Below are 25,137 nucleotides of genomic sequence, written 5' to 3' on the forward strand. Positions count from 1 at the left end.
GTTTCTTACAGTGATAAATAGAATACTCCTTTTATGATAGATATTTTTTTTGAAGAAATAGAGACTTTAACAGAACTGAACCCCGATTTTTATGAATCCTGGTTGGATCAGGTGGCAAACCTTGAAAAGAAAAAGTTGGGAGATATTTCTTTGATTTTTACTTCTGATGAACATTTGTTGACCGTTAATCAGCAATACCTGGATCACGATTATTATACAGATATTATCACGTTTGATTATTCGGAAGACGACTTTGTAAGTGGTGATTTATTTATTTCTGTCGATCGCGTGAGTGAAAATGCAGTAGAAAATAACGTTTCTTTTTTGCATGAATTGAATCGGGTAGTGGTTCATGGTGTTTTACATCTGTGTGGGTATAAAGATAAATCAGAATCTGAAGAACAGATGATGCGTGCGAAAGAAGATCAAATGTTACAATTAATTTAATTGTAATGTTTCACGTGAAACATTACTATGCATAAACACTGTTTTTATTCTGTTCGTTTTTTATTTTATCTCTTGGTTTTTATCTAATTTTGTACTTTATTTTTCACGGGAGATTGTTTCACGTGAAACATTTTAAAATTTCGAATGTTAAAAGAATACGATATAATTGTTGTGGGTGCCGGTCATGCCGGTTGTGAGGCTGCAAATGCTGCTGCTAAGATGGGATGTAGTGTGTTGTTGGTGACAATGAATATGAATACCATTGCTCAGATGAGCTGTAACCCGGCAATGGGTGGAGTGGCAAAAGGACAAATTGTCCGGGAAATTGATGCATTGGGAGGAGGTTCTGGGATTGTTTCCGATTTGAGTGCAATTCAGTTCCGAATGCTCAACCTGTCAAAAGGACCTGCGATGTGGTCGCCGCGCACGCAAAATGATCGTATGAAGTTTGCAGAGGAATGGCGTTTGTTGCTGGAACGAAATCCGAATGTGGATTTCTGGCAGGACATGTGCAACGGGTTGATCGTGGAAGGGGATAAAATTGTGGGAGTGAAAACTCAGATGGGAATTGAAATCCGATCAAAGGCCGTTGTGTTGACAAACGGTACATTTTTGAATGGATTGATTCACCTGGGAGAAAAACAATTTGGCGGAGGACGTGCAGCAGAAAAAGCAGCGACTGGAATCACTGAAGATTTGATTCAGTTCGGATTTGAATCCGGAAGAATGAAAACAGGAACCCCCCCCCGTGTGGATGGACGATCTCTGGATTACTCTAAAATGGAAGAACAACCCGGAGATGAAAATCCTTCCAAATTCAGTTATGGAAATACAAAAGCATTGGAAGTACAACGACCATGTCACATCACGTACACCAATACGGAAACACATGAATTGTTGCGAACCGGTTTTGACCGATCACCAATGTTCAATGGAGCAATCAAAAGTACGGGACCAAGATATTGTCCGAGTATTGAAGATAAAATCAATCGCTTTGCTGACCGGGACCGCCACCAGATTTTTGTGGAACCGGAAGGGTGGAATACCGTCGAGATTTATGTAAACGGGTTTAGTACCTCCCTGCCGGAAGAAGTGCAGTTGGCTGCGATGAAAACAATTCCCGGATTTGAACAAGTGAGAATGTTCCGACCGGGATATGCCATCGAATACGATTATTTTCCGCCAACGCAATTAAAGCACACACTGGAAACTAAACTGATCGAAAATCTTTATTTTGCCGGACAAATCAATGGTACTACCGGGTATGAAGAAGCAGCAAGTCAGGGATTGATGGCAGGAATCAATGCGGCCAGAAAAATCAAAGAAGAAAGTCCGTTTATCCTCACACGGAACGAAGCATATATCGGTGTGTTGATTGATGACCTGATTACAAAAGGAACGAAAGAACCATACCGGATGTTTACCAGTCGTGCGGAATACCGGATTTTGTTGCGTCAGGACAATGCAGATATTCGTCTGACACCTTTGGCGCATGCCATCGGACTACAGGATGATGAAGCATTGAGAAGGGTAGAGGAGAAACTCAAAGGAACGGAAGCATTGAAGCAATCGTTGAGAAAGGAAGGAGTAACCCCGGATGTGATTAATCCAGTGCTGAGAGAAAAAAGCAGTTCGGAAGTTTCCCAGCAGGTGAAACTGAGTTCACTGATTTCACGCCCGAACATAGGGATGGAAGATTTACTGCCCGTAAGCAATGAATCAAAGGTACTGGCTCAGGAATTGACGGCTGTACACCCGGATATCGTTATGCAGACAGAAATTCAGTTGAAGTATGAAGGATACATTCAGCGGGAAGAAGAAGTGGCTGCAAAAATGAGTCGACTGGAAGATGTCAAAATTCCGGATTCGATGGATTATTTTTCCTTGAAAAGTATTTCATCCGAATCAAAAGAAAAGTTGACAAAAATCCGACCGGCAACCATCGGACAAGCATCACGGATTTCAGGAGTGAGTCCGAGTGATATTTCTGTTTTGTTGATTACTTTAGGAAGGTAATATTTTCCCACCCCCATTTTCTTCCTGCGATAGATTTTATTTCCTTTTTGGAGGGGATAAAGGGGGGAGGATAACCATTTTTTATTTAACTAACTGATAATTAATTTATTAGTTGTTTTTAATTACTCAAAAAACACGTCCTCCAAAATCGACGAACGACACCCTTCTAAGGTGTTTTCCTTCCGAGTGTCTTAAAGTGTGCTTAAATCGAAAAAAAACGCTGTTTTGGTTCTTTCAGGACCAACTTTTAAGATCATTTTTTCTTTTCCTGCTAAAAATGAAGTGCAGGTTTATTTTTCACGTGAAACAGGTAATGCTCCATTGATTAAATTGAATGCTTTGTCTTTTATTTCTTCTACTGATTTTTCCTGAATTTCTTCCGGTTCGATAATCGGATGAAGAACCACTTTCGAAAATCCCGGGCGACAAGAACCTGACAAATCGGTCGGGTCTGTAAACAAACGATAATTGTTTACAAATGTCACGGGCAAAATCGGAACATTCATTTCTTTTGCCAGTATAAATGCGCCGTCCTTAAATGGTAGCATATTCGGGCGTACATGATCGGGAATCCCCCCTTCCGGAAAGATAATCAGTGACCATCCTGCTTTCAATTTTTTTCGTGCTACAATCAATGATTTCGCAGCTTTTATTTTATTATCACGAAAAACAGGAATGTTGTAATTCTTGAAATACGTGCGGATCAGGGGATAGGATAAAATTTCACTCTTTCCCAGAAACAGGTGTGGGTGGTGTAAAAACAAGGAAGGTGTGATGAAAATATCGGCATACGAAGCATGATTGGCTACAATGATAAACGGTCCTTTCGGAAGGTCTTTTTCGGAACGATTTAATTTCAAGGGCCACAATGCAAGAATCCGGAATAAAATACTCCAGAAAGCGAATCCGTTAAAAGCAGCTTTGTGATATTTTTCCCGGGTAGTTGTGAATGCTAAAAACGGGTAAAACAACAATGCCGTCAATGAGAATAGAATTCCCAGATAGAGTTTGTAAACAAAATAGATTATTCCCAACACGATTTTCACATGCTAAAAGTACGTAAAAAAATGTTGTTTACTCCTTTTATTGTTGCTGACGATACTTTTTCAATACCTGAAAATTAAGCCCCAATCCTACAGAAAACATTAACTCGTCTGACATCCCGTTAACGCGGTCAAGATTGTTCATTTTTGAATGGACATAGCTGATGTTTGTAAAGAAATGGAAGAGTTTCCATACATAAAAGCGCGCACCGAAATTGAACTGGGCAGACGGGGTAAATTCTGTATTGGATGGATCAATAGTGGATTGCATAACAGAAAATCCGGGAGCAAACCCCACGTGTAATTCAAAATTACCGAACGGAATTCCATACTGAATCCCAAATGTGCTGCGCAGGTTATTTTTCAGGAATTTGTCATTGGCATTTCCAAGCATGTAATGCAATTCTCCCCGTAAACTGATGTGTTTGTCGATTCTTCCTTCCAAAAATCCGGTTACGTAATAATTAACCTCACTTCTGTTGAGCATAACGGCCGGAGAGAGGGTTGTCGAAGCACTCAACAATCCCGGGTTGATATAACCAGGCTGCTGACTCATAGCCGTTGATCCGAATAAGCAGAAAAGAAGCAAAATCCGAACGCTTATTTTTTCTTTTTTCCGTGCCATAAGTCTGCAATTTTATAGTTAATACCAAGATTTAACAACAAGTGCCCTTCTATTCCGGTTCCTTTTTCCCGGTGAAGCATGACCTGTTCATTTTCAATGTGCGCATGCACATCCGGACCGAGGTGAAACATGTATTGGGCAACAAATGTGATATCCATCCGCTCCGTTATATTGAAGTGTACACCACCACCGGCCTGAATGGCAGAACTGTTTTTTGAGATTCGGTTACTTCTGTCAGAATTATCCACCAATTCCGTTTTGTCAAAGCAATGTCCGGCAATGATATAAGGTTTTACGGGTGGCGCCACTTTATCGGTAAAGTAATACATGACACTCCATCCGATGTGATAATCCGTGCGGCTAGCCAGGTTATTGATATTACCCCGCATATAATCGGCAAACCATTCTGTATTCAGGCGATTGGCAAACTGTAGTCTCAATTGACCACCATAACCGAAGCCATTAATTCCGAAATCCTTGTGTTCAAAAATACTGGTGGTAGAACGAAGACCAATAGAAAATAAACCTCCTTGATTGGTTTTGATAGGTAATTCCTGTGCATAGGAATTCTGACAATGCACTCCGAGTAAAAGCGCAAGCATAAAAGATAAGACTTTCATGATGAATGTTTTAGCGATGGTTCTATTGTAACGGAATCAACAACAAACTTATTGTGCTATTTTGTAATATTGAACCATTCTAAACATCTATCCAGCCCACGAAATTAGGGGCTTGTGTCACAAGTTCTATTATGTACAATCTTTGGTTGGCCCATTTTTTAACCACGTAGAGCCATAGAAAAAAATGATCTTCTCTTAGCTGACGAAGTTAGCTACTATGTGTCACTATTTTCTCCTACAGACTTTCTCTATGTACTATGTGCGCTATGTGGTTTAAATACACAGCTCATTCAAAAACAAGTTTTAAAGGAGATTCAATACCTTTTCTACATCTTCCGGAACGTCAATATTGGGCGTTTCAATAGAGGTCTCTATCACACGAATGGAATAACCGTAATACAACCAGCGAAGTTGCTCCAGCGATTCAACCTGTTCCAGCTTGGATGGCTCCAGGAGAACTAATTCCAACAGGCAGGACTTTCGATAGGCATATAGCCCGATGTGTTTTAAAAACGGATAAAAGGTTTGTGCGTTTCCTTTAAAATGAAAATCGTTCGGAACAGCGCTGCGGGAAAAGTAAAGCGCATTACCAAATGCATTGGTTACGATTTTAATGCGGTTGGGATTGGTTAAATCGTCGGAAGAGATGTTCGGGGAGCCAAGTGTTGCAATGTGTACCGCGGGATCGTTAAACGCGCTTAAAAGGGCATCTAATTGGTTGGGATTAACCAGCGGTTCGTCTCCCTGGATATTGATAATGATATCGGCTTCGATTTCCCTGGCAACTTCACCACACCTGTCTGTACCGCTGGGATGGTGCTCCGCTGTCATGCGTACTTTTCCCCCGAATCCGAGTACGTGATCATAAATCCGCTGGTCGTCTGTTGCAACAATTACCTCATCCAATAACGTTGCTTTGGATGCATTTTCATATACCCGCTGAATCATTGATTTTCCTTTCAGGTCGATAAGGGGTTTGCCCGGAAACCGGGAAGATGCATAACGGGACGGGATAATACCTACTGCTTTCATTGGTTAAAACGTTGCTTGAAATTGAATCATAAAACTGCGGGGAGCCTGAATGTCTCCCGGCCGTGTAGTGTATTCGGCATTTAAGAAGTTGTTGACAATAAACGAAAACCGGTAGTGTTGCAAAAACTTATAGGCTACACGTGCGTCAAATGCCAGAGCCCCGTTGTCGTAATTTTTACGGTATTCTTTCAGACCCGGTAGAATTTCGGTACCCACGATGCTTTCTTCAAACACCCGGTCGATATTTACGACCCGGCTATTGTAGCGAGCAGAGAAACCTAAGCCGATTCCTTTCCAGGTAACTTCAATGTCGCCGCGGAACAGATGACGGAAACGGTACTTCAGTGTATTGTCCCAGGTTGGTGTTCCGTCCTCAGCAATCTCATAGCTTGATAAACTGGTAACATACGAAGAATCCCGGTTCAAAGAAACAGGATCCATGTAGGTATACCCGATCAACGAAGCAATTTCTACGTTTCCGATGGTTCCGATAGAAGAAAATGAAGTTTCGAGCCCTGTGATCCGTGCGGATTCATTGTTGGCAGCCCGAAACCCGATCCATTTTCCCAGAAATCCCGGATCACTGGGATTGATGCTCAACGGAATGGTGTCCGGATTATAGATACCGAATTCAAACTCCATCATGTTTTCATAATGATTGATGAATCCTGCTACGTCAATAATTCCTTTCCAGTTCCTTCCAATCGGAATGATTTGTTTGATTCCGATCTCTGCCGCCCATCCTTTTTCCGGTGTCAGGTTGGCATTCGGAAAAATATTCAAAGCCCCTACATTGGTTACGGTATAACGTTCTGCTACAGATGGGTAGCGAATTCCCTGTCCATAAGAAGTACGGAGATGGGTTCCTTTGACGGGCTCGTAATGAATGCCAGCTCTGAAAATCGGGTAAACAGGAAGCTTGGCTGTAGAATCTTTGAAATAAAAATGGGAATCACCCTGTCTTCCGTCCTGTTCAAAATATTCAGCACGCACACCGGCCGTCAGGTCGAGTTTTTCCCAGAGTTTTTGTTCCAATTGAAGGTACAAGGCACTGTTAATGGAATTGTGCTGACCGTACAGGTTGGAATTGACCCAGTTGTATACTCCTGTTAAACCGGTCGTCAGCGTCATGCCAAAAGCATATTTACGTTGAAACTGGTAGTCAGCGTATGAAACAACGGAAGAAGATGTTTGCCCCGGGTTGTAAATGTTTTTATTTTGTACATAATACATCCGTGTCTTCAGGGAATGTGTGTTGTTGTATTTGTCGACATAGCGCACATATGGATCAACATTGATGCGGATTCCCCGGAAATGACCCAGTGTGGAGGCGGAATCTCCCGGAACAGCACCTCCGCTTGGCTGATAACCCAGTGAGTCACTCTGCCAGATAATGAAATTCGTGTTGCGTTGCAATTGAGCATTGAATCCGATTCCGGCCTTTAATCCACGCACTTTTTGCGGAAGAAAAAACAATGTTCCGGTAATGCGTCCGCGGTCCTCATCCTCTCCTTGTCTGTATCCGTCGGCACTTACTCCGTTAGCAGAGACAGTAAAACCGAACTTCTTGTACATTTTTCCATGGTAGATCTCCGCCATGTGAAATGTCGGGTTTGAGCTCCACCATTTCAGAGATGCCCGCTTGGGGTTGTCGTAAATTCCATGTTGAATTTTTACCCGTGTTTCTCCTTTTGTTGTTGGTTCCCGCTCACTGAGTGAAATGATGCCGTTCAATGCACCACTTCCATATAGCACAGAGGAAGCTCCTTTGATCACTTCTATTTGAGATGCGGATTCCATTGGTACGGAATTAAACTTTGCGTCACCGGCATCAGCTGTTAATAAGGGCATTCCATTCCACAGCAACATGACACGGCTTCCCGCACCGTACGCAAATCCCGATCCGCCACGAATGCTGACCTGTCCGTCCATGGTGTGTACGCCCGGAGTCTGACCGATCGCATCTTCTAAATCCCGGAACCCTTTATTGTCAATTAATTCCGGTTTTAAAACATCCATTGAAATCGTTACTTCTTCTATTTTTTGCCCCCTTCTTCCTGCTGTAACGACAATGGTTTCGATTGTTTTTGATGGTTCCGAAAGATAGATAATAATGTCTCCTGCCTGTTGAACAACCAACGTGTCATTTTCATAACCAACCATCGTTGTCACCACCGTTAACGGAAAATCCGGAAGAGTTGTCTGAATCACAAATTTACCGTCTACATCACTTATCGACTGCTGATTGTTGGAAGCAAAAACCTTGGCTCCAATAAGGGATTCTCTCGTCGTTTTGTCTTTTACAGAGCCAGTTACCTGTGAAAATAAAACAAACGGACTTAAGAAAAATAATAAAGAGAGTTGTTTCATATTTTGGTAATAATGATTATATTCAAGGTGCCTAAAGTATACAAAATTTTGATTTACACGAAACCACACTATCAAATTGCACTGACCCAATTGCATGGATTCGGTTCCATCAAGACAAAACAATTGCTTCAATCAGTAGAAAATGAGGCAGCTATTTTTAATCTTCCATTAAAAAACCTTGCGCAACAAACAGGTTTTTCACTCAATGTGCTGAAGAAAATGAAACGGGAAGAAGCGATACAGGAATCCGGGAAACTGCTGGATTTATTGGAACAACATAAGATTGAGTTCATCTTTTACACCGATCCGCGATACCCGAGAAGATTAAAACAATGCGAAGATGCTCCGTTAATGCTTTATACAAAAGGAAACATTGATTTGAATAATACGCGTTTTGTGGCAATTGTGGGAACCCGGGATGCGAGTGAATACGGAAAGCGCATCTGTTCAGAGTTGATCCAACAATTTGCGGGAACGAATATTGTAGTTGTCAGTGGCATGGCGTACGGAATTGATATCACCATTCATCAGCTCTGTCTGCAATACGGAGTAGAAACGATAGGTGTGATGGCACATGGATTGGAAATTATTTATCCTCAGTTGCACCGTTCAACAGCCATGAAAATGTTGGAAAAAGGAGGTTTAATTTCCGAATACCCGCCTACTACCAAGCCGGATCGGGAAAATTTTCCGATGCGGAACCGGATTGTTGCAGGAATGTGTGATGCAACGATCGTTGTGGAAAGTAAGGTAAAAGGAGGATCTCTGATCACGGCTGAGTTAGCAAACGATTACAACCGTGATGTGTTTGCTTATCCGGGAAATATATTTGATGAAAACTCAGAAGGTTGCAATGTCCTTATTTCAACAAACAAAGCACACCTCATTCGATCCGGGGCCGATTTTCTGAAAAAAATGGGTTGGGATCTGGAAGTTAAACATCCTGTTCAGCGGTCCGTTTTTCCGTCTTTAACACAAGAAGAGCTGCACATTGTCCGGTTATTGGAAACCCAGGGGCAAATGAACATTGATACTATGGCGATGCAACTGAATGTACCTTCCTCTGCGTTAAGCGTTTTGTTGTTTCAATTGGAAATGAACGGTTTAATTGCTTCTGTGCCGGGAAACAGGTGCCGGTTGGTTTAAAGGATTGTGTTGAGAAGTGATAGTACTTCTCCGGGTTGCTCAAATAAAGACATATGACCTGAATTTTTTACCACGTGAATCGTTTTCCATCCGAAACAGCGTTCTTCCATTGCAGACAAAGGAATTAAAGCATCCTGGTCTCCCTGGATAATTTCAACTTTTTCCGGATGTTCTCTCAAAAATGAAGTGAAATCGCGTCGTTCCCGCATGGCAAGTGAAGCATACGCATACCATTCCGCGGTTCCTGTTTTTGCCTCCTGGATCAAGGCATCAATCGTTTCCTTGTGCTGTTCAGGATTTAAAAACAAATTGGGAATAGCCTCAGAAACAAACAAATTTTTTGATTTCAGAAGAATATCCGCAACACGTGTACGGTCTTTCTTTTTCTGATCGGAATCGGTCCAGAAATTGGAGTTGAGTAGCGTTACTTTTCGAACACGTGTTGTTTTTTCCAACAGCTCCAAACCAATATATCCTCCCATTGAATGCCCGATAATCTGACAAGTATTTACCTTATAATCTGTTAATAAAGCGTCAATTTCCTGTGCAAAATAAGCAATGGATGGATGGTTGTCGTCTAATAAATCACTTTTACCGAAACCCGGCACATCAAGAAGAAGTACCGGTCGGTTTAATTTACTTAATGGCAGCTGATACCAAATTGTATGGCTTTCCAGAAAACCATGAATCAATACCAACGGATTTTCAATGCTTCCTTTGTTGGGGACCCATTTGTGAAACAATTGAGAATTATGCATTCATCAATGTTTCAATTTCCTCTGCTTCGATCGGAATGTTTTTCATCAGGTTGAACGGAGCTCCGTTTTCCTGAACAACCAGGTTGTCTTCCAGACGAATTCCCAAGCCTTCCTGCGGAATGTAGATTCCCGGTTCACATGTAAATACCATTCCTGCTTTGATCGGTTCGTTCCACAAACCAACATCGTGTGTATCCAACCCGATGAAGTGAGATGTTCCGTGCATGAAATATTTCTTGTAAGCAGGCCATGCCGGATCCTGGTTTTTAATGTCTGTCTGATCAATCAATCCGAGTTGTACCAACTGATCCTGCATGATCAATCCCACCTCCTTGTGGTAATCGGCCATCATCGTTCCGGGAACCAATAGCTTTTCTGCTTCTTTTTTCACGTGAAGCACTGCGTCATACACCTGGCGCTGACGTGCCGTGAATCGTCCGCTGACAGGAACAGAACGGGACAAGTCAGATGCGTAATTGGCATATTCCGCTGCAACATCCAGTAAAATTACATCTCCTGCTTTACACTCCTGGTTGTTTTCAATGTAGTGAAGTACATTCGCATTCGGTCCTGAAGCAACAATGGGAGTATAGGCAAATCCTTTGGAACGGTTGCGGATAAATTCGTGCAATAATTCCGCTTCAATTTCATATTCCCAAACTCCCGGTTGGATAAAGGAAAGTAATCTTCGGAATCCTTTTTCCGTAATGTTGCAGGCTGTTTGCATCAATTCCAGCTCAACCGGATGTTTGATGGAGCGGATTCTGTGCATGATCGGAGCACTTTTACGAACCTGATGAGCAGGGTATTTTGCCAGTAATTTCTTTGTAAAACGATCTTCGCGTGTTTCCACTTCTGTGTTTGCACGTAAGTGTTCATTCGTATTGATGTAGATTTTGTCTGCCTCTGCCAATAATGTGTTCAGGATGTTGTCCATTTGTGACAACCAGTAAACTGTTTTAATCCCCGAGACCTCGAAAGCAGCGTCTTTTGTCAGTTTTTCACCTTCCCAAACAGCGATGTGCTCGTTGGTTTCACGTAAAAACAAAATTTCACGATGTGCTTCATTTTTGCAATCCGGGAATAAAACCAATACGCTTTCTTCCTGATCTACACCCGACAAATGAAAGATATCACGGTGTTGCTGAAACGGCATCGTACTGTCTGCACTGATTGGATAAATATCATTCGAATTAAAAATTGCAAGGGCATTTGACTCCATTTGTTCGGTGTAACGCTTCCGGTTGTTAATAAACAAATCCTTATTGATACGGTGGTATTTCATAACTTTTTTATTTATAAATTCAGCTAAATTTTCAGAACGTAATAAACTTACGTTGTGGTGGTGGAACTTTGTACTGTAATCATTAAAAACAACAGTATGAACACACAGCCGGCAACAATAAGAATAGCGTCTATTATCTTTGATAATGCAGATACGAAAGTATTAATTAAAGGCGAAACATTCAAGGGACATTTGTCATATATGAGTGAAATGTTTATATCTTTTACGGAATTGAATACGCTATTGAACCAATTGCAACGCCAGAATCCCGATATTTCTGTTTCAGACTTGTTCAATGAAGAATATTTAGGAAATGATTATTTTCAAACTGTTTTGGATGCTGAACAGCTGGAAAATCAACAGGTGGACTTGTCTTTTCTTTCATTCGGAAGCTTGAAAAAATTAATCAGAGCCTAATAATATTCATTTGTTTGTAACTAATATAAAATTATTTCGTACTTTTAGTTCGCGGAGTTGCCTCTTTATGAGTGGTAATGCCCTTATAATACTAAAAAACTAGAACGATGAAATACTGTATGCGACTTTTTACTATAGCAGCTTTGGGTGTGTTGATTTTTTCCTGCAACAAACGTGAAATTATCCCGGCTCCGGAACCCAAGGTTGATTTAAAAAATCATTTTTATGCAAAAATTAACGGGTCGGATCTTGAACTAACACAGAACGTGAACGGGTTTTCGGGCACATCGGGTGTTGACTTAATTATCAATGCAAGTACGCTGGACAGTGCAGTATACCACTCTATTTTTGAATCAACACAAACATCACAGAAAGTAAATATCGGACACGGAAGTATTGTTTTTGACTGGAATGCATCCGAGCGTCCTACATTGAACGCATTTGAAAGTTTTTATACATCCGGGTTAAACCAAACTCCTGTTTTCAGTACAAACGGTCTGTCCGGTTTTGTTTTCACATACACAGACGGGGCGGGAAGAGAATGGAAATCGGGCACATTGGGTAATGTTGCTTATTCTTCGATGGCCATCGAATCAGACAGTTCCGGAGATTACGCGAAGTTTAAAGTTAATTTTGACACGGAGGTTTCTTATACGTATTACGATCCGGTACTGCAGGTAAATGTTACAAATACGATGACAGTTACAGATGCAGTATATACAGGTTGGTATAAAAGATAAAAATCAGAGCCGTTCTTTTTGAGCGGCTTTTTTTCATGCTCCATGAGTCATGCGCTGAAAATAGCAATTATAGGTGATTACAATTTTACCTATTATTCACACCAGGCAACAAATCTGTCGCTGGATCATTCCGGTTTGTTTTTAGAGGTTGATGTCAGTTATTATTGGTTGAAACTGAATGAAGCAGTATTGCTGAAAACCAGCCGACTGGAACAGTATGACGGTGTGTGGATCGCACCCGGACCGGTAAGTAATCCATTTTTTCTGCATGGAATTATTAAGAGCTTGAGTCAATTGAAAATACCGACCTTACTTACCGGAGAGAGTTTTAAATCTTTTGTTGAGGTATTGATCAATAACGACCAGTTGAACTCAGGGAAGGAAAAATTAATCTCAGATAACCTGGTAGAGGGAAATACATTTGAAAAAGTAACAATTGTCCCTCATTCAAAGGCGTTTATAAAACTACTGGAGAATCATACGACATTTGAGTTATCGTCATCCAGGTACAGTATTTATCCGCAGGTAATAGAACAGCTGGTACAGGAGTCAATAGATATAGAAGCATATAACCAATTTGAAGATCCGGAGATTATCAGCCTTAAAAATCATCCTTTTTTTGTAGCCTGTGGTTATTGTCCGCAAATTTCATCCACCCGGGAATTGCCCCATCCGCTCGTCTATACCTTTATCAAGGCATGTATGGCCGTGAGTGAAAAATCGGTAGATAAGCTCTATTAACAGCAGGTTTAGTCATTAAAACCGGCCGCTTCTGCACGTTCAAATTCTTCATCAATAAGTAAACCGGGACTTTCAGCTGCAGCAACAGCCAGGCGATCGCAGCGCTCGTTTTCCGGATGTCCGTTGTGACCACGAACCCATTCAAAACGAATCTGAAAAGGCTTCGCTGCCCGGAGGTAACGAAGCCATAAATCTTTGTTTTTTTTACCTTTGAAATCTTTTTTAACCCAACCAAACAGCCAATTTTTAGTTACGGCATCCACAACGTATTTGGAATCGGAATAGACAACGACAGGATAAGTGTTGGATTTCAAATTTTCCAGGGCAACAATCACTGCCAGCAATTCCATCCGGTTGTTTGTTGTTCTCCTGAACCCCTGAGACAATTCCTTTTCTTTGTTTCCAAACCGTAGAATGGCACCGTAACCACCGTTTCCGGGGTTTCCTTTTGCTGCTCCGTCGGTATAGATTTCAACGATCACGTCCTGTTTGTCTAACTTTTTGTAAGTGTAATTCTGGTGTCTGCCTCTTGCTCCAGGTCGATGCTCAATGCTTCTCCGTTCAATGCTTCAAATTGAATATCAACGGCGAGTACTTCATTGCAGATGTATACTTTGTTGACATTCAATGCACGTTGAATGGTTTCAGACGTATCGATTTTTAAAACAATTTTATCCGTTACCTCCAGCCCGGAATCTTTACGCAGGTTCTGTACCCGGTTGATTAATTCCCGCGCAATTCCCTCCTGCTTTAACTCCTCGGTAATGGTGCTGTCCAGGGCTACGGTGATTCCGTCTTCTGAACTTACCAGCCATCCGGGAATGTCCTGAGCAACGATTTCGAAATCGTTCAGATCAAGGTTGATTTCCACTCCTTCAATCACTCCTGTCCACCCTTTATTTCCTTCTACGGCAGCAATATCATCCTGGGAGAATTGTCCCACCATTGTTGCAATGGCCTTCATTTGTTTTCCGTACTTCGGTCCGATGGTTTTGAAGTTCGGTTTGATTTGTTTCACAAACATCCCGTTTCCTTCTTCCAGTAAATCCAGTTCTTTTATGTTTACTTCCGATAAAATCAAATCTTTCACGTGCTCCAGGTCGGAAGCAAATGTCTTGTTCAAAACCGGAACAATGATTTTTTGAAGCGGCTGACGCACTTTCAGACGCTCTTTCTTGCGGATGCCAAGAACAAGCGAAGAAATGCGCTGAGCGATGTCCATTTGAGCTTCTAATCGCTCGTTGATGACTGCTTTGTCCACTTTCGGAAAATCAGCCAGGTGAACAGAGACAACTGAATGGCGATTGGTTACGGCATTCAGGTCACTGAACAACTGATCCATGAAGAATGGCGCAATCGGGGAACCAAGGATTGCGACGGTTTCCAGACAGGTGTACAACGTTTGATAAGCAGAAATTTTATCTTGTGAATCTTCACTTTTCCAGAAGCGACGACGACCCAAACGTACATACCAGTTAGACAACTGATCGGTTACGAATTCCTGGATCAAACGTCCTGCACGTGTTGGTTCATACGTTCCGAATGATTCGTCGACTTCGTTGATCAATGTGTTCAATTTGGATAAAATCCAACGGTCGATCTCCGGTCTTTTTTCCAATGTAATGTCCGCTTCCCGGTAGTTAAACCCATCGATATTGGCATACAATGTAAAAAACGAATAGGTATTGTAGAGTGTACCAAAGAATTTGCGTTGTACTTCTGTGATTCCTTCTGTATCAAACTTCAGGTTATCCCACGGTTGTGCATTGGTAATCATGTACCAGCGTGTGGCGTCCGGTCCGTATGTCGAAAGGGTTTCAAACGGGTCCACCGTATTTCCTACACTTTTCGACATTTTTTGTCCGTTTTTATCCAGTACCAATCCGTTGGAAACAACGTTTTTATACGCTACAGAATCAAAAACCATTGTTGCAATCGCGTGCAGGGTATAGAACCACCCACGCGTCTGGTCAACACCTTCAGCAATGAAATCAGCAGGAAAACTTAAACTATTGTCAATTAATTCTTTGTTTTCAAACGGGTAGTGCCACTGTGCATACGGCATTGATCCGGAGTCAAACCAAACGTCACACAAATCCGCTTCCCGTTTCATCGGTTTCCCGGATTCGCTTACCAGTACAATGCTATCAACGTAGTTCTTGTGAAGATCTATTTTCGCATAGTTTTCATCTGCCATGTTTCCTGCTTCAAAATCAGCCAGTGGATTCGAAGACATGATACCTGCCTGAACAGCTTTGTCACATTCGTTTTTTAGCTGTTCAACAGATGAAATACAAACCTCTTCCGAACCATCCTCCGTTCTCCAGATAGGAATAGGAATTCCCCAGTAACGGGAACGGGATAAATTCCAGTCATTTGCATTTTCCAGCCATTTTCCAAAGCGCCCTGAACCCGTAGATTCCGGTTTCCAGTTGATGGTGTTGTTCAATGCGATCATACGTTCCTTGACATTGGTCACACGAATAAACCAGGAGTCCAGCGGATAATAAAGAACCGGTTTATTGGTTCTCCAGCAATGCGGATAGCTGTGTACATATTTTTCAACCTTAAAGGCCTTGTTTTCTTCCTTTAGTTTAATGGCAAGTTGTACATCTGCAGACTTTTCAGGAGCTTCACCGTCATTGTAGTAGTCATTTTTGACATACATATCGGCAAATTCTCCCATCTCAGGACGGAATCTTCCCTGTAAATCAACCAATGGAACAGCTTTTTCATGCTCATCCAGTACCAGCATTCCCGGTACGCCGGCATCTGCAGCCACTTTCGCGTCATCTGCACCGAATGTAGGGGCTGTGTGAACGATTCCCGTACCGTCTTCTGTTGTAACAAAATCTCCCGGAATTACCTGAAATGCGTTTTCAGCGTTTTCATACGGTAATGCATATGGTAATAATTGCTCGTAACGGATCCCTACCAGATCCGCTCCGGTACATTCACCCACGATGAGGTAAGGAATTTTCTTGTCCTCTTTCGAATAAGCTGTTAATTCTTCTTCTGTTTCAGCAATGGTATATTTTCCTCCGAATTGATAATTCACCAGATTTTTCGCAAGAATCACATGTATTTCACGAAAAGTGTATTGGTTGAACGTCTTGATCAAAACATAGTCAATTTTCGGACCTACGGTCAAAGCGGTATTTGACGGTAGCGTCCATGGTGTTGTTGTCCAGGCAAGGAAATAAGTGTCTTCCCGGAACGTTCCTCCTCCAAACGGGGAAACAGTTCCCCCGACAACCTTGAATTGAGCAACAACTGTTGTATCGGTTACATCCCGGTAGCACCCTGGCTGATTCAACTCATGAGAAGACAATCCTGTTCCGGCTTTTGGTGAATAGGGTTGGATGGTATATCCTTTGTACAGTAAATTTTTCTTGTATAACTCACCCAACAACCACCATACAGACTCCATGTATTTTGGTTCATAGGTAATGTAAGGGTGATCCATGTCTACCCAGTAACCCATTTTTTTCGTCAGGTTATTCCAGATATCAGTATAGCGCATGACGGCATTTTTACACGCCGTGTTGTAATCTTCGACAGAAATTTTTGTACCGATGTCTTCTTTGGTAATCCCCAATTCTTTTTCCACACCTAATTCAACCGGTAAACCATGTGTATCCCAGCCGGCTTTTCGTTTTACCTGGAAGCCTTTCAAGGTTTGGTAACGGCAGAAAATATCCTTAATAGAGCGGGCCATGACGTGATGAATTCCCGGAAGACCATTTGCCGAAGGAGGTCCTTCAAAGAAAACATACGGTTTTTTTCCTTCACGTGAAGTTACGGATTGTTCGAACACCTGTTGGGTATCCCACTTTTCCATTACGGTTTTTGCTACATTGGGCAAATTTAACCCCTTGTATTCCTGGTATTTTTTGCTCATTTAATTAATTGGAATAATTCAAGCTACAAAGATAATCATTTATTGTTTTTTAACGGGTAAAAAAGCAAGAGGCGAGCCTATTGACCCGCCTCCCGTTATAAAAAATAGGCTGTTGTTTTTTTATTTGATAGCAATCATTTTTGTAAATGAAGCTCCTTCCTGAGCAACACTGATTAAATAATTTCCTGTTTTCAAAGCGCTTGTGTTCAATTCAATTGACTGAGCACCGGATAAATTTGTAAACGCTTCAGAAACAACAATTCTTCCCTGAAGATCCGTGATTTCAATGGTGTAATTTCCTCCTTTTGCTTCAAATCCAACATTCAATTTCTCAGACGCAGGGTTCGGGAAGACAGTCATATCGATTGTTTCAACATCCTTAACACTTAAACCACTATTACCTGCAGGGAAATCAATTTTATTCGCATTGATGATTTCTCCTGTTGCATTGTCAATTACAACAGCAACACCATGCATGTTGTTAATGTTAGATGTTGACGGAACGTTGTATGTAAATGAATAATTTACTACTTGCCCGTCCGTAATTGATGTAGGAACAGATCCGGATTGTCCGTTGTATCCGCCCAACAAAGCTCTTCCCACGTGGTTGTATACCATTTGAGCAGCAGGTACAGGGCTTGGAAGGCTTTCGTAACCACCCATTGCACCATTTGCATTATTAGCATAATAGTTTACCTGGTTGTAACCGCTTCCTGTTCCGGTAACACCATCTTCCACAACAATAACTCCTAATCTGTAATTAGCAGAAGGGAAGTTGGAATAGAACGTTGCATTTACATCTACAGTAACAGCAGATCCGGAAGCAGTAGCTGTACCGGCAACGGCAACAGGAACCACTAAATCTTTTCTTGCATTGTAATAAGAAACAAAGCTGGCTTGTGAAACTCCTACATCCAACATTGACCGGTCAACATTTGCAGAAGGATATCCGCCAAAACTTGCCCCGTTGTCATAAGCAGAAACGGTCATCGGGTCTCCGTTGTGAACCGCAATTCCAATGAATCGATCCGGGTATGTTGCTTCCATGTAGTCCATTGCAACGGCACCGCGCGGACACCATCCACACCATGTTCCCGTACCTTCTTCAATGATTACCTTTTTTACAGGTGATTGAGATAATGTTGTAATGATTGTGCTTCCCGTATTATCGCTTGGATTGGAATCCGCATTTCCGTTTACCTGTGATATTACAACATCAATATCGTATGTGTTAGCCGTCGGATAATTAACCGGAGTAGTGTGGTTAACATTCGCTGATGCTCCCGCAGCAATATTTACCGGAATGGTAGCTGTATGAGCCGTTCCGTCATTCCAGGAAACTTCCAACGAAGTAATTGCATTTGAACCGTTGTTGTTTACATTCAAAGACAATGTGTTATTGTTATTGATCAACGAATAGCGATTCACAGATGTCGAAACTAATTTCGCATCATCTGGTTGCGGAATGAAAACAGTTACGTTATCAACCCCCATTCCAAACAACCAGCCTGTTCCGTCGTTGTACAGAAAGGAGATCTTTACATCACTGTTTCCGGCATACGTGGATAAGTCGACGGATTCCACGCGCCAGTCTTCAACTGCTGTAAGATTTCTTAATACGGTCCAGGTAGCTCCGCCATCTGTAGAAATTTCGATTGTTCCCACTTCTGTTTTTCCCTGGTACGTACCTTTTTGGAAATAAAGGTCGGCGCTCAATCGGTAATTTCCGGGACTTGTAAAGTCCATAGAGGGGGAAATCAGCCGATCCGCACTTTTATTACAGTTGCAGGCATCATCGTTTGTTCCCATAAATTTAGTTGCGTTTGTTGTACTAAATGCATAATTAGAACTTGACAATGCAGCTGCGGCTCCATTCTTCCATCCACCATCGGTGGCGAGGGTCGTTTTAGACCAGGTTCCCGGAAGACCTGATTCAAATGCCTCGTTCAACAGAACTTGTGAGAACGAGTTTCCGGCTATTGCTAGCGAGGAGAGAATAAGTAATTGTTTTTTCATAGTTTTAACATTTAATAGGTCTGAAATTAGTGATTTTTTAACAAATCAATAACAAAATGTATTTGAAAAAATGGTGTTAAATTTGGATTACTATTTAACAGGAATACATGAAAAACAAACAGCAGATTGTTGTTTTCAGTGGAGCTGGAATAAGCGCAGAAAGCGGGATAGCTACGTTTAGAGACTCCGGGGGGCTTTGGGAAAACTACAAAATAGAAGAGGTTGCAACTCCTGATGCTTGGAAAGCTAATCCGGATAAAGTTCAGCATTTTTACAACCTGAGACGTGAAAATATCAGAAAATCGATGCCGAATGAGGCACATCTCGCAATCGCAATGTGGGAATCGGACCATGCATTAATTGTTATTACTCAAAATATTGATGATTTGCACGAACGTGCAGGGAGTAAACAGGTAATTCACCTGCACGGAAATATTATGCAGGCGAAGAGTAGCGGACCCCGGCAGGAAGAAAAGTACTATCCTGTAAGCGGGAGTCTGGACCTTAAAAAAGATGTGTGTGAGGAGGGTTATCCGCTTCGCCCTCATGTGGTTTGGTTCGGAGAGGAGGTTCCGAATTATGAAAAGGCGCGTGCAATCATTCAGAAAGCAACTGTTTTTGTTGTTATCGGCACATCGTTAAACGTATATCCTGCAGCCGGTTTGATTCATTACACATCGCCTGATTGCCGGTGTTTTTTGATTGACCCGAATGCAGCGGAACTCAACGTTCCCCAACACTTCACAGTACTTAAAACAGGAGCAGCAGAAGGAATGAAAAACATTATGGAGTTGTTCAGTGAAAAATGAAAACATTAAAAAAGGAGGGTGAATCTTTTTTCACCCTCCTTTTGATCGTATTTTATGTTACCTCAATTAGATTTTCACCATTCTGATGACGGTTTTTCCTGCAGTATTGCTTTCTATAGCAACCTGGTAGACACCGTTTTGCAACTTACTTATATCAATTGTTGTTTCCAGGCCGTTGGGGGTGGTTGTTTGAACAACTTTCCCATTGATATCTGTAATTAAGATGACACCATCCATTGATGTATCACTTTTTAATGTAACACTTGTGTTGGCAGGGTTAGGATATAAGCTTACCATCATTGTTCCCTTGTCTTTGATGCCCAAAGCGTTATTGTTGTTAATGAGGTCAAACCGCTCGTTTTCGAGTACAGCGCGGATCAAGTTCATTTGTTGGACAGTAAATGAATTCTGGCAATCTTCTGCGGAATAATCCATGTAGTTTTCAACCATATCCGGTAAATCGACCCCGCCGATATTATCCACACACGTATTTTTAGTGGTATTACAATCCTGGTCAGATTGCGCATTGGCGTTTGGCGTATCAGAAATCCCGTCATCCTGTGTACAGTCTCCGTCTCCCCAAATGTGCCGAAGCCCCAGGTAATGACCTACTTCGTGTGTTACCGTTCGTCCTTTTACAACAAACGATTGTCCCTGTACATCTAACGGATTCGGGTTGTTGCTTCCGAATGCCTGGTATTGTATTACAACTCCGTCACTTAACCCTTGTACAGAACCTGCCGGCCAGTTTGAAAGTCCGTCCGGAGGAGTGGCATATCCCATCAACATAGGAATCTCACTTCCGCCAAAACTAACAGCCATATTGCAAATCCAGATATTCAGGTAACGCGACTGATTCCATGGATTCATCCCGCCATCAGCAGTTGATTTTACTTTCTCCATGGATGACATATCTCCTGTGAAGAATCCCATGGCGTCCATAAACGACCCTACTGTTGTTTGTGTTCGGGTAATTCCGGAAGTAGGATTCCCATTCGGATCCAATTCCGCAAGTTTAAATTGAATGTTCCCGGATCCGACATACGGTTGAAAAACGGCGCGCATGTTAACAGAATCGGCATTTAGCCGGTTAAAATCTTCATTTAAGATGCGAATCTGGTCATGAATCACTGAATCGTGCAGGTTTTGGTTCGCCGTATTGTATACAACGTGCACGACAACAGGGATGGTATACATTTCATCCGATTTGGCAATGTTTCCGCTTTTGGATGCTTTCGCCGCATTGAATACATCCACCGTAGATTGAATGTATCCGGGTTGTTTGGATTCACGGTAGTTCATGTATTCCACCGTTGCACATCGCTGTGTCGTCACATTCTGAGCTACTGCACTCATTGATAGTGCAACAGACCCAAGGAAAAGGAGCTTGTTTTTCATGTTTAGGTATTATTTTCGATTAATTCTTTGTTTAAAACGGTTTGAGTTATAAACAGGTTGGAAAAGAATTAATTAATCGCCAACTTTTTCTTTAATTCTTTTGATAAACCATCTTTGTGCAGGTAAATGTTGATCGTTTTATACTTGAAATAACTTTCGGAAACGTATAAATATCCTTCCGGGTAATTTCCGGTTCCCCACGAGTTTTTCACCAGGAAATACTTTGTTCCGTTTTGATCTTTGAACAAACCGACAATGTGCATTCCGTGGTCATCGGTTGTTGTTTTGTTGTCGTATCCTTCTTGTCGCAATTCTGTAGTTATCGTCAACTCTTTTACAGGTGTTTTAAAGGCGTTAGAGGTACGCTCTGCTCCTCCGTCGGAAAAGTTGGAGTTATCTTTTCCTTTTACCTGAATAGTAGAAGGATCTTCCGGAACAATTCCCAATCCATTGCTGAATGAGAATCCTTTTTCAGAAACATCCGCTCCCCATGCTACAGTATAGCCGTTTCTGAGCGCTTGTTCCGTTGCACTGAAAAGATCATCCAGCGAAACATTATAACTAGTTCCCCATGCCCAGTTATCCTGGATTTCCAACATACAAACTTTGTTCAATTCGTGATTGGTAAAGGAAGTCAGCGAAACATAATCATCCATGTTCAACCCGATTGCAGTTGCATAAGACTTCGGTGTATATTTCTTTCCTTTCCATTCAAACTCTTTGATGTCAGGTCCCAGATAAGCATCCAATACGGCATTTACGGCTGTTTTCCATGCAGGAGAAAGCGGTGTGTTTCCACTTCTTTTCGACACACCTTGTACGATTCCTTCCAATGCATTAAAAAATTCCGTGTGGTTGTGCGTATCAGAACCATAATTCAATCCTTTGTAGATTTCTTGTGGAACAATACCATATTTTTTGATTACAAACGGAATATCGTGGAATGCCCCGCCTTGTGAGAAATTGATTTTTCCATCCATTCGAATGTATTTCTCTGCTTTGCTTTCGTATGCTTTTCTGACAACATACATTTCTGATAACCAATCAGGGTTTTTCACTCCCAATCGCATTAATTCCGATTCAAAAAAGGACAAAGCGGAAAAACTCCAGCAAGTACCTGCCTGTCCCTGACTTTCAACCGGCGTTGCGTCTAAACGGGCAATTTTGGTGAATTTATAATCACTGTCAGGGGCATTTTTTACAGGTTCTGTATATGAAAACTGTGCATTGATTCCCGAAACGGAAAGGAATAAAAATAAGGATAAAGTAATTTTTTTCATGATGTATTTCAATTAATAAAATCACAGGGATTTTATGTAAGCCGTTCAAAAATAGAAAAAAAATAATTGACAACTTCACTTGTGAGATCCCGAAGTTTCATTTTCGGAAAGAAACAAAATAAAAATAAAAAAAGGTTTTCGTTAAATTTTTCATCCTTTTGTTCGTTTAACAGATTGATAGTATATTTGTTGCAACTTAAAACAAAAACTTATGAGACACTTATTTTTTCTCTCTGTTATGACTTCTGCATTGATCTTTTCGTGTAAGAAGGAAGGATGTACAGATGAAACAGCTCTTAATTACAATAGCAAAGCAAAAAAAGATGACGGATCCTGTGAGTATGCCCAGCCAACGGAAACAGGTCCTTACCTGATTGTAAAACTGGAATTCGACTCCCTGCAACCACGGCTGGACAATTTCGGGCAACCGGCTACAATTCCCGCTAACCATTCTGCCCAATCTCCGAAGTTTCATTCCATGAGTGCACACTACATTGAATTGGCTCCGAATCAATGGACTGCCCTTCAAACCGGTGAAATTATCTACAGAGGTAAAGAAACGACGGCCGGCGGATCAATGGCGGCGGATTTTGATAACGCAGTGATCAAAGGAAACGGGGAAGTATTTGCTAAAATCCCGTTGAAGAATATTGCTGCCGGATCATATGAATGGCTCCGTGTTTCGGTGACGTATCAGAATTTTGATCTGAAATACAAGTACCAGAACATTGTATCAACCGGACGTTTGGCATCATTTGTCGGTTGGAATACATACATTAAAACACACACCATTCGCAGCATGAGTGAAACGATCAATGCGAATAAACTGCAGGGATACTGGGCATTTGAAGACTTTGGCATCGTTATCAACGGGCAAGCTGCCGGAACAACAGTGGTGAACCCGCTTCACAATACCAGCCCGATTCCTCCGGGATCGTGTATTGTTACCGGAAATTTTAATACACCGCTTGTAATTACCGGGAATGAAACACAGGATATAACAATGACGATGTCATTCTCTACCAACAAAAGCTTTGAATGGTACGATGATAACCAGGATGGATTGTACGAGCCGGGAGCAGGAGATTACCCGGTAGATATGGGATTGAGAGGATTGAAACCAATTGTGGAATAATCACACAGAACGAATGAGAAGCCGGTAACCAGCCGGCTTTTTTATAGCTGATAGGAAACCCCTACATGTGCAATGAAATTCTTCAACCGCACATTGCTTTTCCCTGAAATTGCCATCGGACGGTATTCCGGTTGCAGGAAGATGGAAACATGTTCGCTCACACGTGCATTCATTCCCAGTAAAACAACAGGAATCGCTTCCAGACCTGCTTTTGCATTTCTTTTCGTATTGTCAGGAATATTGTTGGTTTTTATCGTGGTATAAAACCACCTGTTTATGCTCACCCCGATTCCAAAATATACCTGAATTTTGTTTTCGGGATTTAAGATGTATTGAAACTGTACGGGAACTTCTACGTGAAAAGAAGTGTGTTTACTTGTTTCCGTGAAATCGTTACCAAACATGTATGTTCCTGCGGCCCCGACTCTCAATTTGGCAAACGGACGGAAAGAATGTGCGTAAAAAAGACCAAAAGAAGCGACAGTGTTTTTTTGATTATTAACCTTGTAAGCTAAATTGACGACCGCTCCGTCGGCTGTAATCCGGTTAAAACCGATTCCGCCATAAACCCCGATCTCATTCGTTTGTTTTGGTTTTTCTTGTCCCCATGTAGTAGAAAAAATAAACGATAAACAGTAGGTAATGATTACAACGTGTTTCATAATGGAGAAAAATTTTTTCGGTAAAAAGGCATAAAGATAAGCCAAATACTTGCTTTTTCCAACTATAACCGATAGATAAGCCCCAATTGTACATTTATTCCGTGCCGGATCGCGTTACTGAAGGAGGAGATACCTGCAATGCGATACTCCGGTTGCAAATAGATAGAGAAGTAATCGCTTGTCCGGTAGTTTAACCCTACAAAAAATGCAGGCATGTATTCTAAGCGTAATTGATTGTTTCTGTACTCAGCCATAGATGTGTTTTCGTCCTGGGAGATCTTATTCCGGGTGTAAAACTCTCTCCGAATTCCGATGCCCAGACCGGTGTAAAATTGCAGGTTATTTTGTGGATTGACGATGTATTGAAATTGAAGGGGAATTTCAAGAATAAACGTTGTAAATGTTGATTTTCCTGGGTTTCCGTTAATCAGTATATCACTTCCGGATATTTCATAAGTTCCGGTTGCTCCCAATCGCCACATAAAATGGTTAGAAAGTGGTTGCTGGTAAAAAGCACCGAATGAAATGCTGTAATTGTATTTAATCGGACCTAATAATGCCGGTCCGGTGAGAAAATAGGTTCCCGGTGATACAAACAAGCCGATTTCATGTGTTTTTTCATCATGCTCCTGCGCAAAAAGAAGAGTGGAAGATAAAACAGCACACATAAGAATGTTCAGACGTTTCATGCCATAA

The 25,137-nt window shown here is 41.6% G+C and carries 22 protein-coding genes; 8 read left to right on the top strand and 14 right to left on the bottom strand.

Features of this window, described 5'->3' with window-relative positions; translation table 11 throughout:
- Nucleotides 1–33: 33 nt before the first annotated feature.
- Nucleotides 34–447 (top strand): rRNA maturation RNase YbeY, encoded by a 414-nt coding sequence (gene ybeY / locus H9Y05_RS06155; protein WP_216713774.1) that lies wholly within the window; start codon nt 34–36, stop codon nt 445–447.
- Between the two features lie 144 nt (nt 448–591).
- Nucleotides 592–2,463: a tRNA uridine-5-carboxymethylaminomethyl(34) synthesis enzyme MnmG gene (gene mnmG, locus H9Y05_RS06160; RefSeq protein ID WP_163490187.1), complete on the top strand. Its 1,872-nt coding sequence runs from the start codon at nt 592–594 to the stop codon at nt 2,461–2,463.
- Nucleotides 2,464–2,753: 290 nt separating this feature from the next.
- Here the strand turns inward: mnmG and H9Y05_RS06165 are convergent, their stop codons facing one another.
- The 5 genes from H9Y05_RS06165 to H9Y05_RS06185 form a co-directional block, all read right to left on the bottom strand.
- Nucleotides 2,754–3,500, bottom strand: a complete 747-nt coding sequence (locus tag H9Y05_RS06165; protein ID WP_163490186.1) for a lysophospholipid acyltransferase family protein — start codon at nt 3,498–3,500, stop codon at nt 2,754–2,756.
- Between the two features lie 46 nt (nt 3,501–3,546).
- Nucleotides 3,547–4,131 (bottom strand): outer membrane beta-barrel protein, encoded by a 585-nt coding sequence (locus H9Y05_RS06170; protein WP_163490185.1) that lies wholly within the window; start codon nt 4,129–4,131, stop codon nt 3,547–3,549.
- The gene (locus tag H9Y05_RS06175; RefSeq protein WP_163490184.1) at nt 4,107–4,751 is read right to left on the bottom strand and encodes an outer membrane beta-barrel protein; all 645 of its coding nucleotides are present in this window, start codon (nt 4,749–4,751) and stop codon (nt 4,107–4,109) included. Before H9Y05_RS06175 ends, H9Y05_RS06170 begins: the two co-directional genes overlap by 25 nt.
- Nucleotides 4,752–5,054: 303 nt before the next feature.
- The gene (kdsB, locus tag H9Y05_RS06180) at nt 5,055–5,783 is read right to left on the bottom strand and encodes a 3-deoxy-manno-octulosonate cytidylyltransferase (RefSeq protein WP_216713775.1); all 729 of its coding nucleotides are present in this window, start codon (nt 5,781–5,783) and stop codon (nt 5,055–5,057) included.
- A 3-nt stretch (nt 5,784–5,786) separates the two neighbouring features.
- On the bottom strand, nt 5,787–8,153 hold the full coding sequence (locus H9Y05_RS06185) for a TonB-dependent receptor (RefSeq protein ID WP_216713776.1): 2,367 nt from the start codon (nt 8,151–8,153) through the stop codon (nt 5,787–5,789).
- Between the two features lie 12 nt (nt 8,154–8,165).
- Between H9Y05_RS06185 and dprA the strand changes: the two genes are divergently transcribed.
- Complete coding sequence (gene dprA, locus H9Y05_RS06190) at nt 8,166–9,299, top strand: DNA-processing protein DprA (protein ID WP_216713777.1); 1,134 nt, start codon at nt 8,166–8,168, stop codon at nt 9,297–9,299.
- Here the strand turns inward: dprA and H9Y05_RS06195 are convergent.
- Nucleotides 9,296–10,057 carry an alpha/beta fold hydrolase gene (locus H9Y05_RS06195; RefSeq protein WP_216713778.1) on the bottom strand — a complete coding sequence of 254 codons (762 nt, stop codon included), beginning with the start codon at nt 10,055–10,057 and terminating at the stop codon, nt 9,296–9,298. The two genes, dprA and H9Y05_RS06195, sit on opposite strands and share 4 nt — an antisense overlap.
- A complete protein-coding gene (locus H9Y05_RS06200; RefSeq protein WP_163490179.1) occupies nt 10,050–11,342 on the bottom strand; it encodes an aminopeptidase P N-terminal domain-containing protein in 1,293 nt (430 codons plus the stop codon). Before H9Y05_RS06200 ends, H9Y05_RS06195 begins: the two co-directional genes overlap by 8 nt.
- A gap of 96 nt (nt 11,343–11,438) precedes the next feature.
- Here H9Y05_RS06200 and H9Y05_RS06205 point away from each other — a divergent pair, with 96 nt between their 5' ends.
- The 3 genes from H9Y05_RS06205 (at nt 11,439) to H9Y05_RS06215 (ending at nt 13,240) form a co-directional block, all read left to right on the top strand.
- Nucleotides 11,439–11,759: a hypothetical protein gene (locus tag H9Y05_RS06205; RefSeq protein ID WP_216713779.1), complete on the top strand. Its 321-nt coding sequence runs from the start codon at nt 11,439–11,441 to the stop codon at nt 11,757–11,759.
- Nucleotides 11,760–11,866: 107 nt separating this feature from the next.
- A complete protein-coding gene (locus H9Y05_RS06210; RefSeq protein WP_163490177.1) occupies nt 11,867–12,499 on the top strand; it encodes a hypothetical protein in 633 nt (210 codons plus the stop codon).
- 42 nt (nt 12,500–12,541) lie between these two features.
- Nucleotides 12,542–13,240, top strand: coding sequence for a CTP synthase (locus tag H9Y05_RS06215; RefSeq protein WP_163490176.1), 699 nt, complete (start codon nt 12,542–12,544; stop codon nt 13,238–13,240).
- A gap of 8 nt (nt 13,241–13,248) precedes the next feature.
- Here the strand turns inward: H9Y05_RS06215 and rnhA are convergent, their stop codons facing one another.
- The 3 genes from rnhA to H9Y05_RS06230 all read right to left on the bottom strand — a co-directional run bounded on the left by rnhA (nt 13,249) and on the right by H9Y05_RS06230 (nt 19,157).
- On the bottom strand, nt 13,249–13,722 hold the full coding sequence (gene rnhA, locus H9Y05_RS06220; protein ID WP_216713780.1) for a ribonuclease HI: 474 nt from the start codon (nt 13,720–13,722) through the stop codon (nt 13,249–13,251).
- An 11-nt stretch (nt 13,723–13,733) separates the two neighbouring features.
- Nucleotides 13,734–17,141, bottom strand: coding sequence for an isoleucine--tRNA ligase (gene ileS, locus H9Y05_RS06225; RefSeq protein ID WP_216713781.1), 3,408 nt, complete (start codon nt 17,139–17,141; stop codon nt 13,734–13,736).
- A gap of 120 nt (nt 17,142–17,261) precedes the next feature.
- The gene (locus tag H9Y05_RS06230; RefSeq protein ID WP_216713782.1) at nt 17,262–19,157 is read right to left on the bottom strand and encodes a T9SS type A sorting domain-containing protein; all 1,896 of its coding nucleotides are present in this window, start codon (nt 19,155–19,157) and stop codon (nt 17,262–17,264) included.
- Nucleotides 19,158–19,264: 107 nt separating this feature from the next.
- Between H9Y05_RS06230 and H9Y05_RS06235 the strand changes: the two genes are divergently transcribed.
- Nucleotides 19,265–19,966 (top strand): SIR2 family NAD-dependent protein deacylase, encoded by a 702-nt coding sequence (locus H9Y05_RS06235; protein WP_163490173.1) that lies wholly within the window; start codon nt 19,265–19,267, stop codon nt 19,964–19,966.
- 66 nt (nt 19,967–20,032) lie between these two features.
- Here the strand turns inward: H9Y05_RS06235 and H9Y05_RS06240 are convergent, their stop codons facing one another.
- Together H9Y05_RS06240 and H9Y05_RS06245 are read right to left on the bottom strand one after the other, a co-directional pair.
- Nucleotides 20,033–21,364, bottom strand: a complete 1,332-nt coding sequence (locus tag H9Y05_RS06240; protein WP_216713783.1) for a M43 family zinc metalloprotease — start codon at nt 21,362–21,364, stop codon at nt 20,033–20,035.
- Nucleotides 21,365–21,432: 68 nt separating this feature from the next.
- Nucleotides 21,433–22,644 carry a C1 family peptidase gene (locus H9Y05_RS06245; protein WP_216713784.1) on the bottom strand — a complete coding sequence of 404 codons (1,212 nt, stop codon included), beginning with the start codon at nt 22,642–22,644 and terminating at the stop codon, nt 21,433–21,435.
- A 211-nt stretch (nt 22,645–22,855) separates the two neighbouring features.
- Between H9Y05_RS06245 and H9Y05_RS06250 the strand changes: the two genes are divergently transcribed.
- Nucleotides 22,856–23,779 carry a hypothetical protein gene (locus tag H9Y05_RS06250; protein WP_163490170.1) on the top strand — a complete coding sequence of 308 codons (924 nt, stop codon included), beginning with the start codon at nt 22,856–22,858 and terminating at the stop codon, nt 23,777–23,779.
- 41 nt (nt 23,780–23,820) lie between these two features.
- Here H9Y05_RS06250 and H9Y05_RS06255 read toward each other — a convergent pair whose 3' ends face one another.
- Both H9Y05_RS06255 and H9Y05_RS06260 read right to left on the bottom strand, forming a co-directional pair.
- Complete coding sequence (locus H9Y05_RS06255) at nt 23,821–24,441, bottom strand: outer membrane beta-barrel protein (RefSeq protein WP_163490169.1); 621 nt, start codon at nt 24,439–24,441, stop codon at nt 23,821–23,823.
- A 62-nt stretch (nt 24,442–24,503) separates the two neighbouring features.
- Entirely contained in the window at nt 24,504–25,130 is a 627-nt protein-coding gene (locus H9Y05_RS06260) for a hypothetical protein (protein WP_216713785.1), read from the bottom strand.
- Nucleotides 25,131–25,137 lie beyond the last annotated feature (7 nt).

Origin of the sequence: Taishania pollutisoli (assembly GCF_014518315.1) — a bacterium.
Lineage (GTDB): Bacteria > Bacteroidota > Bacteroidia > Flavobacteriales_D > Crocinitomicaceae > Taishania > Taishania pollutisoli.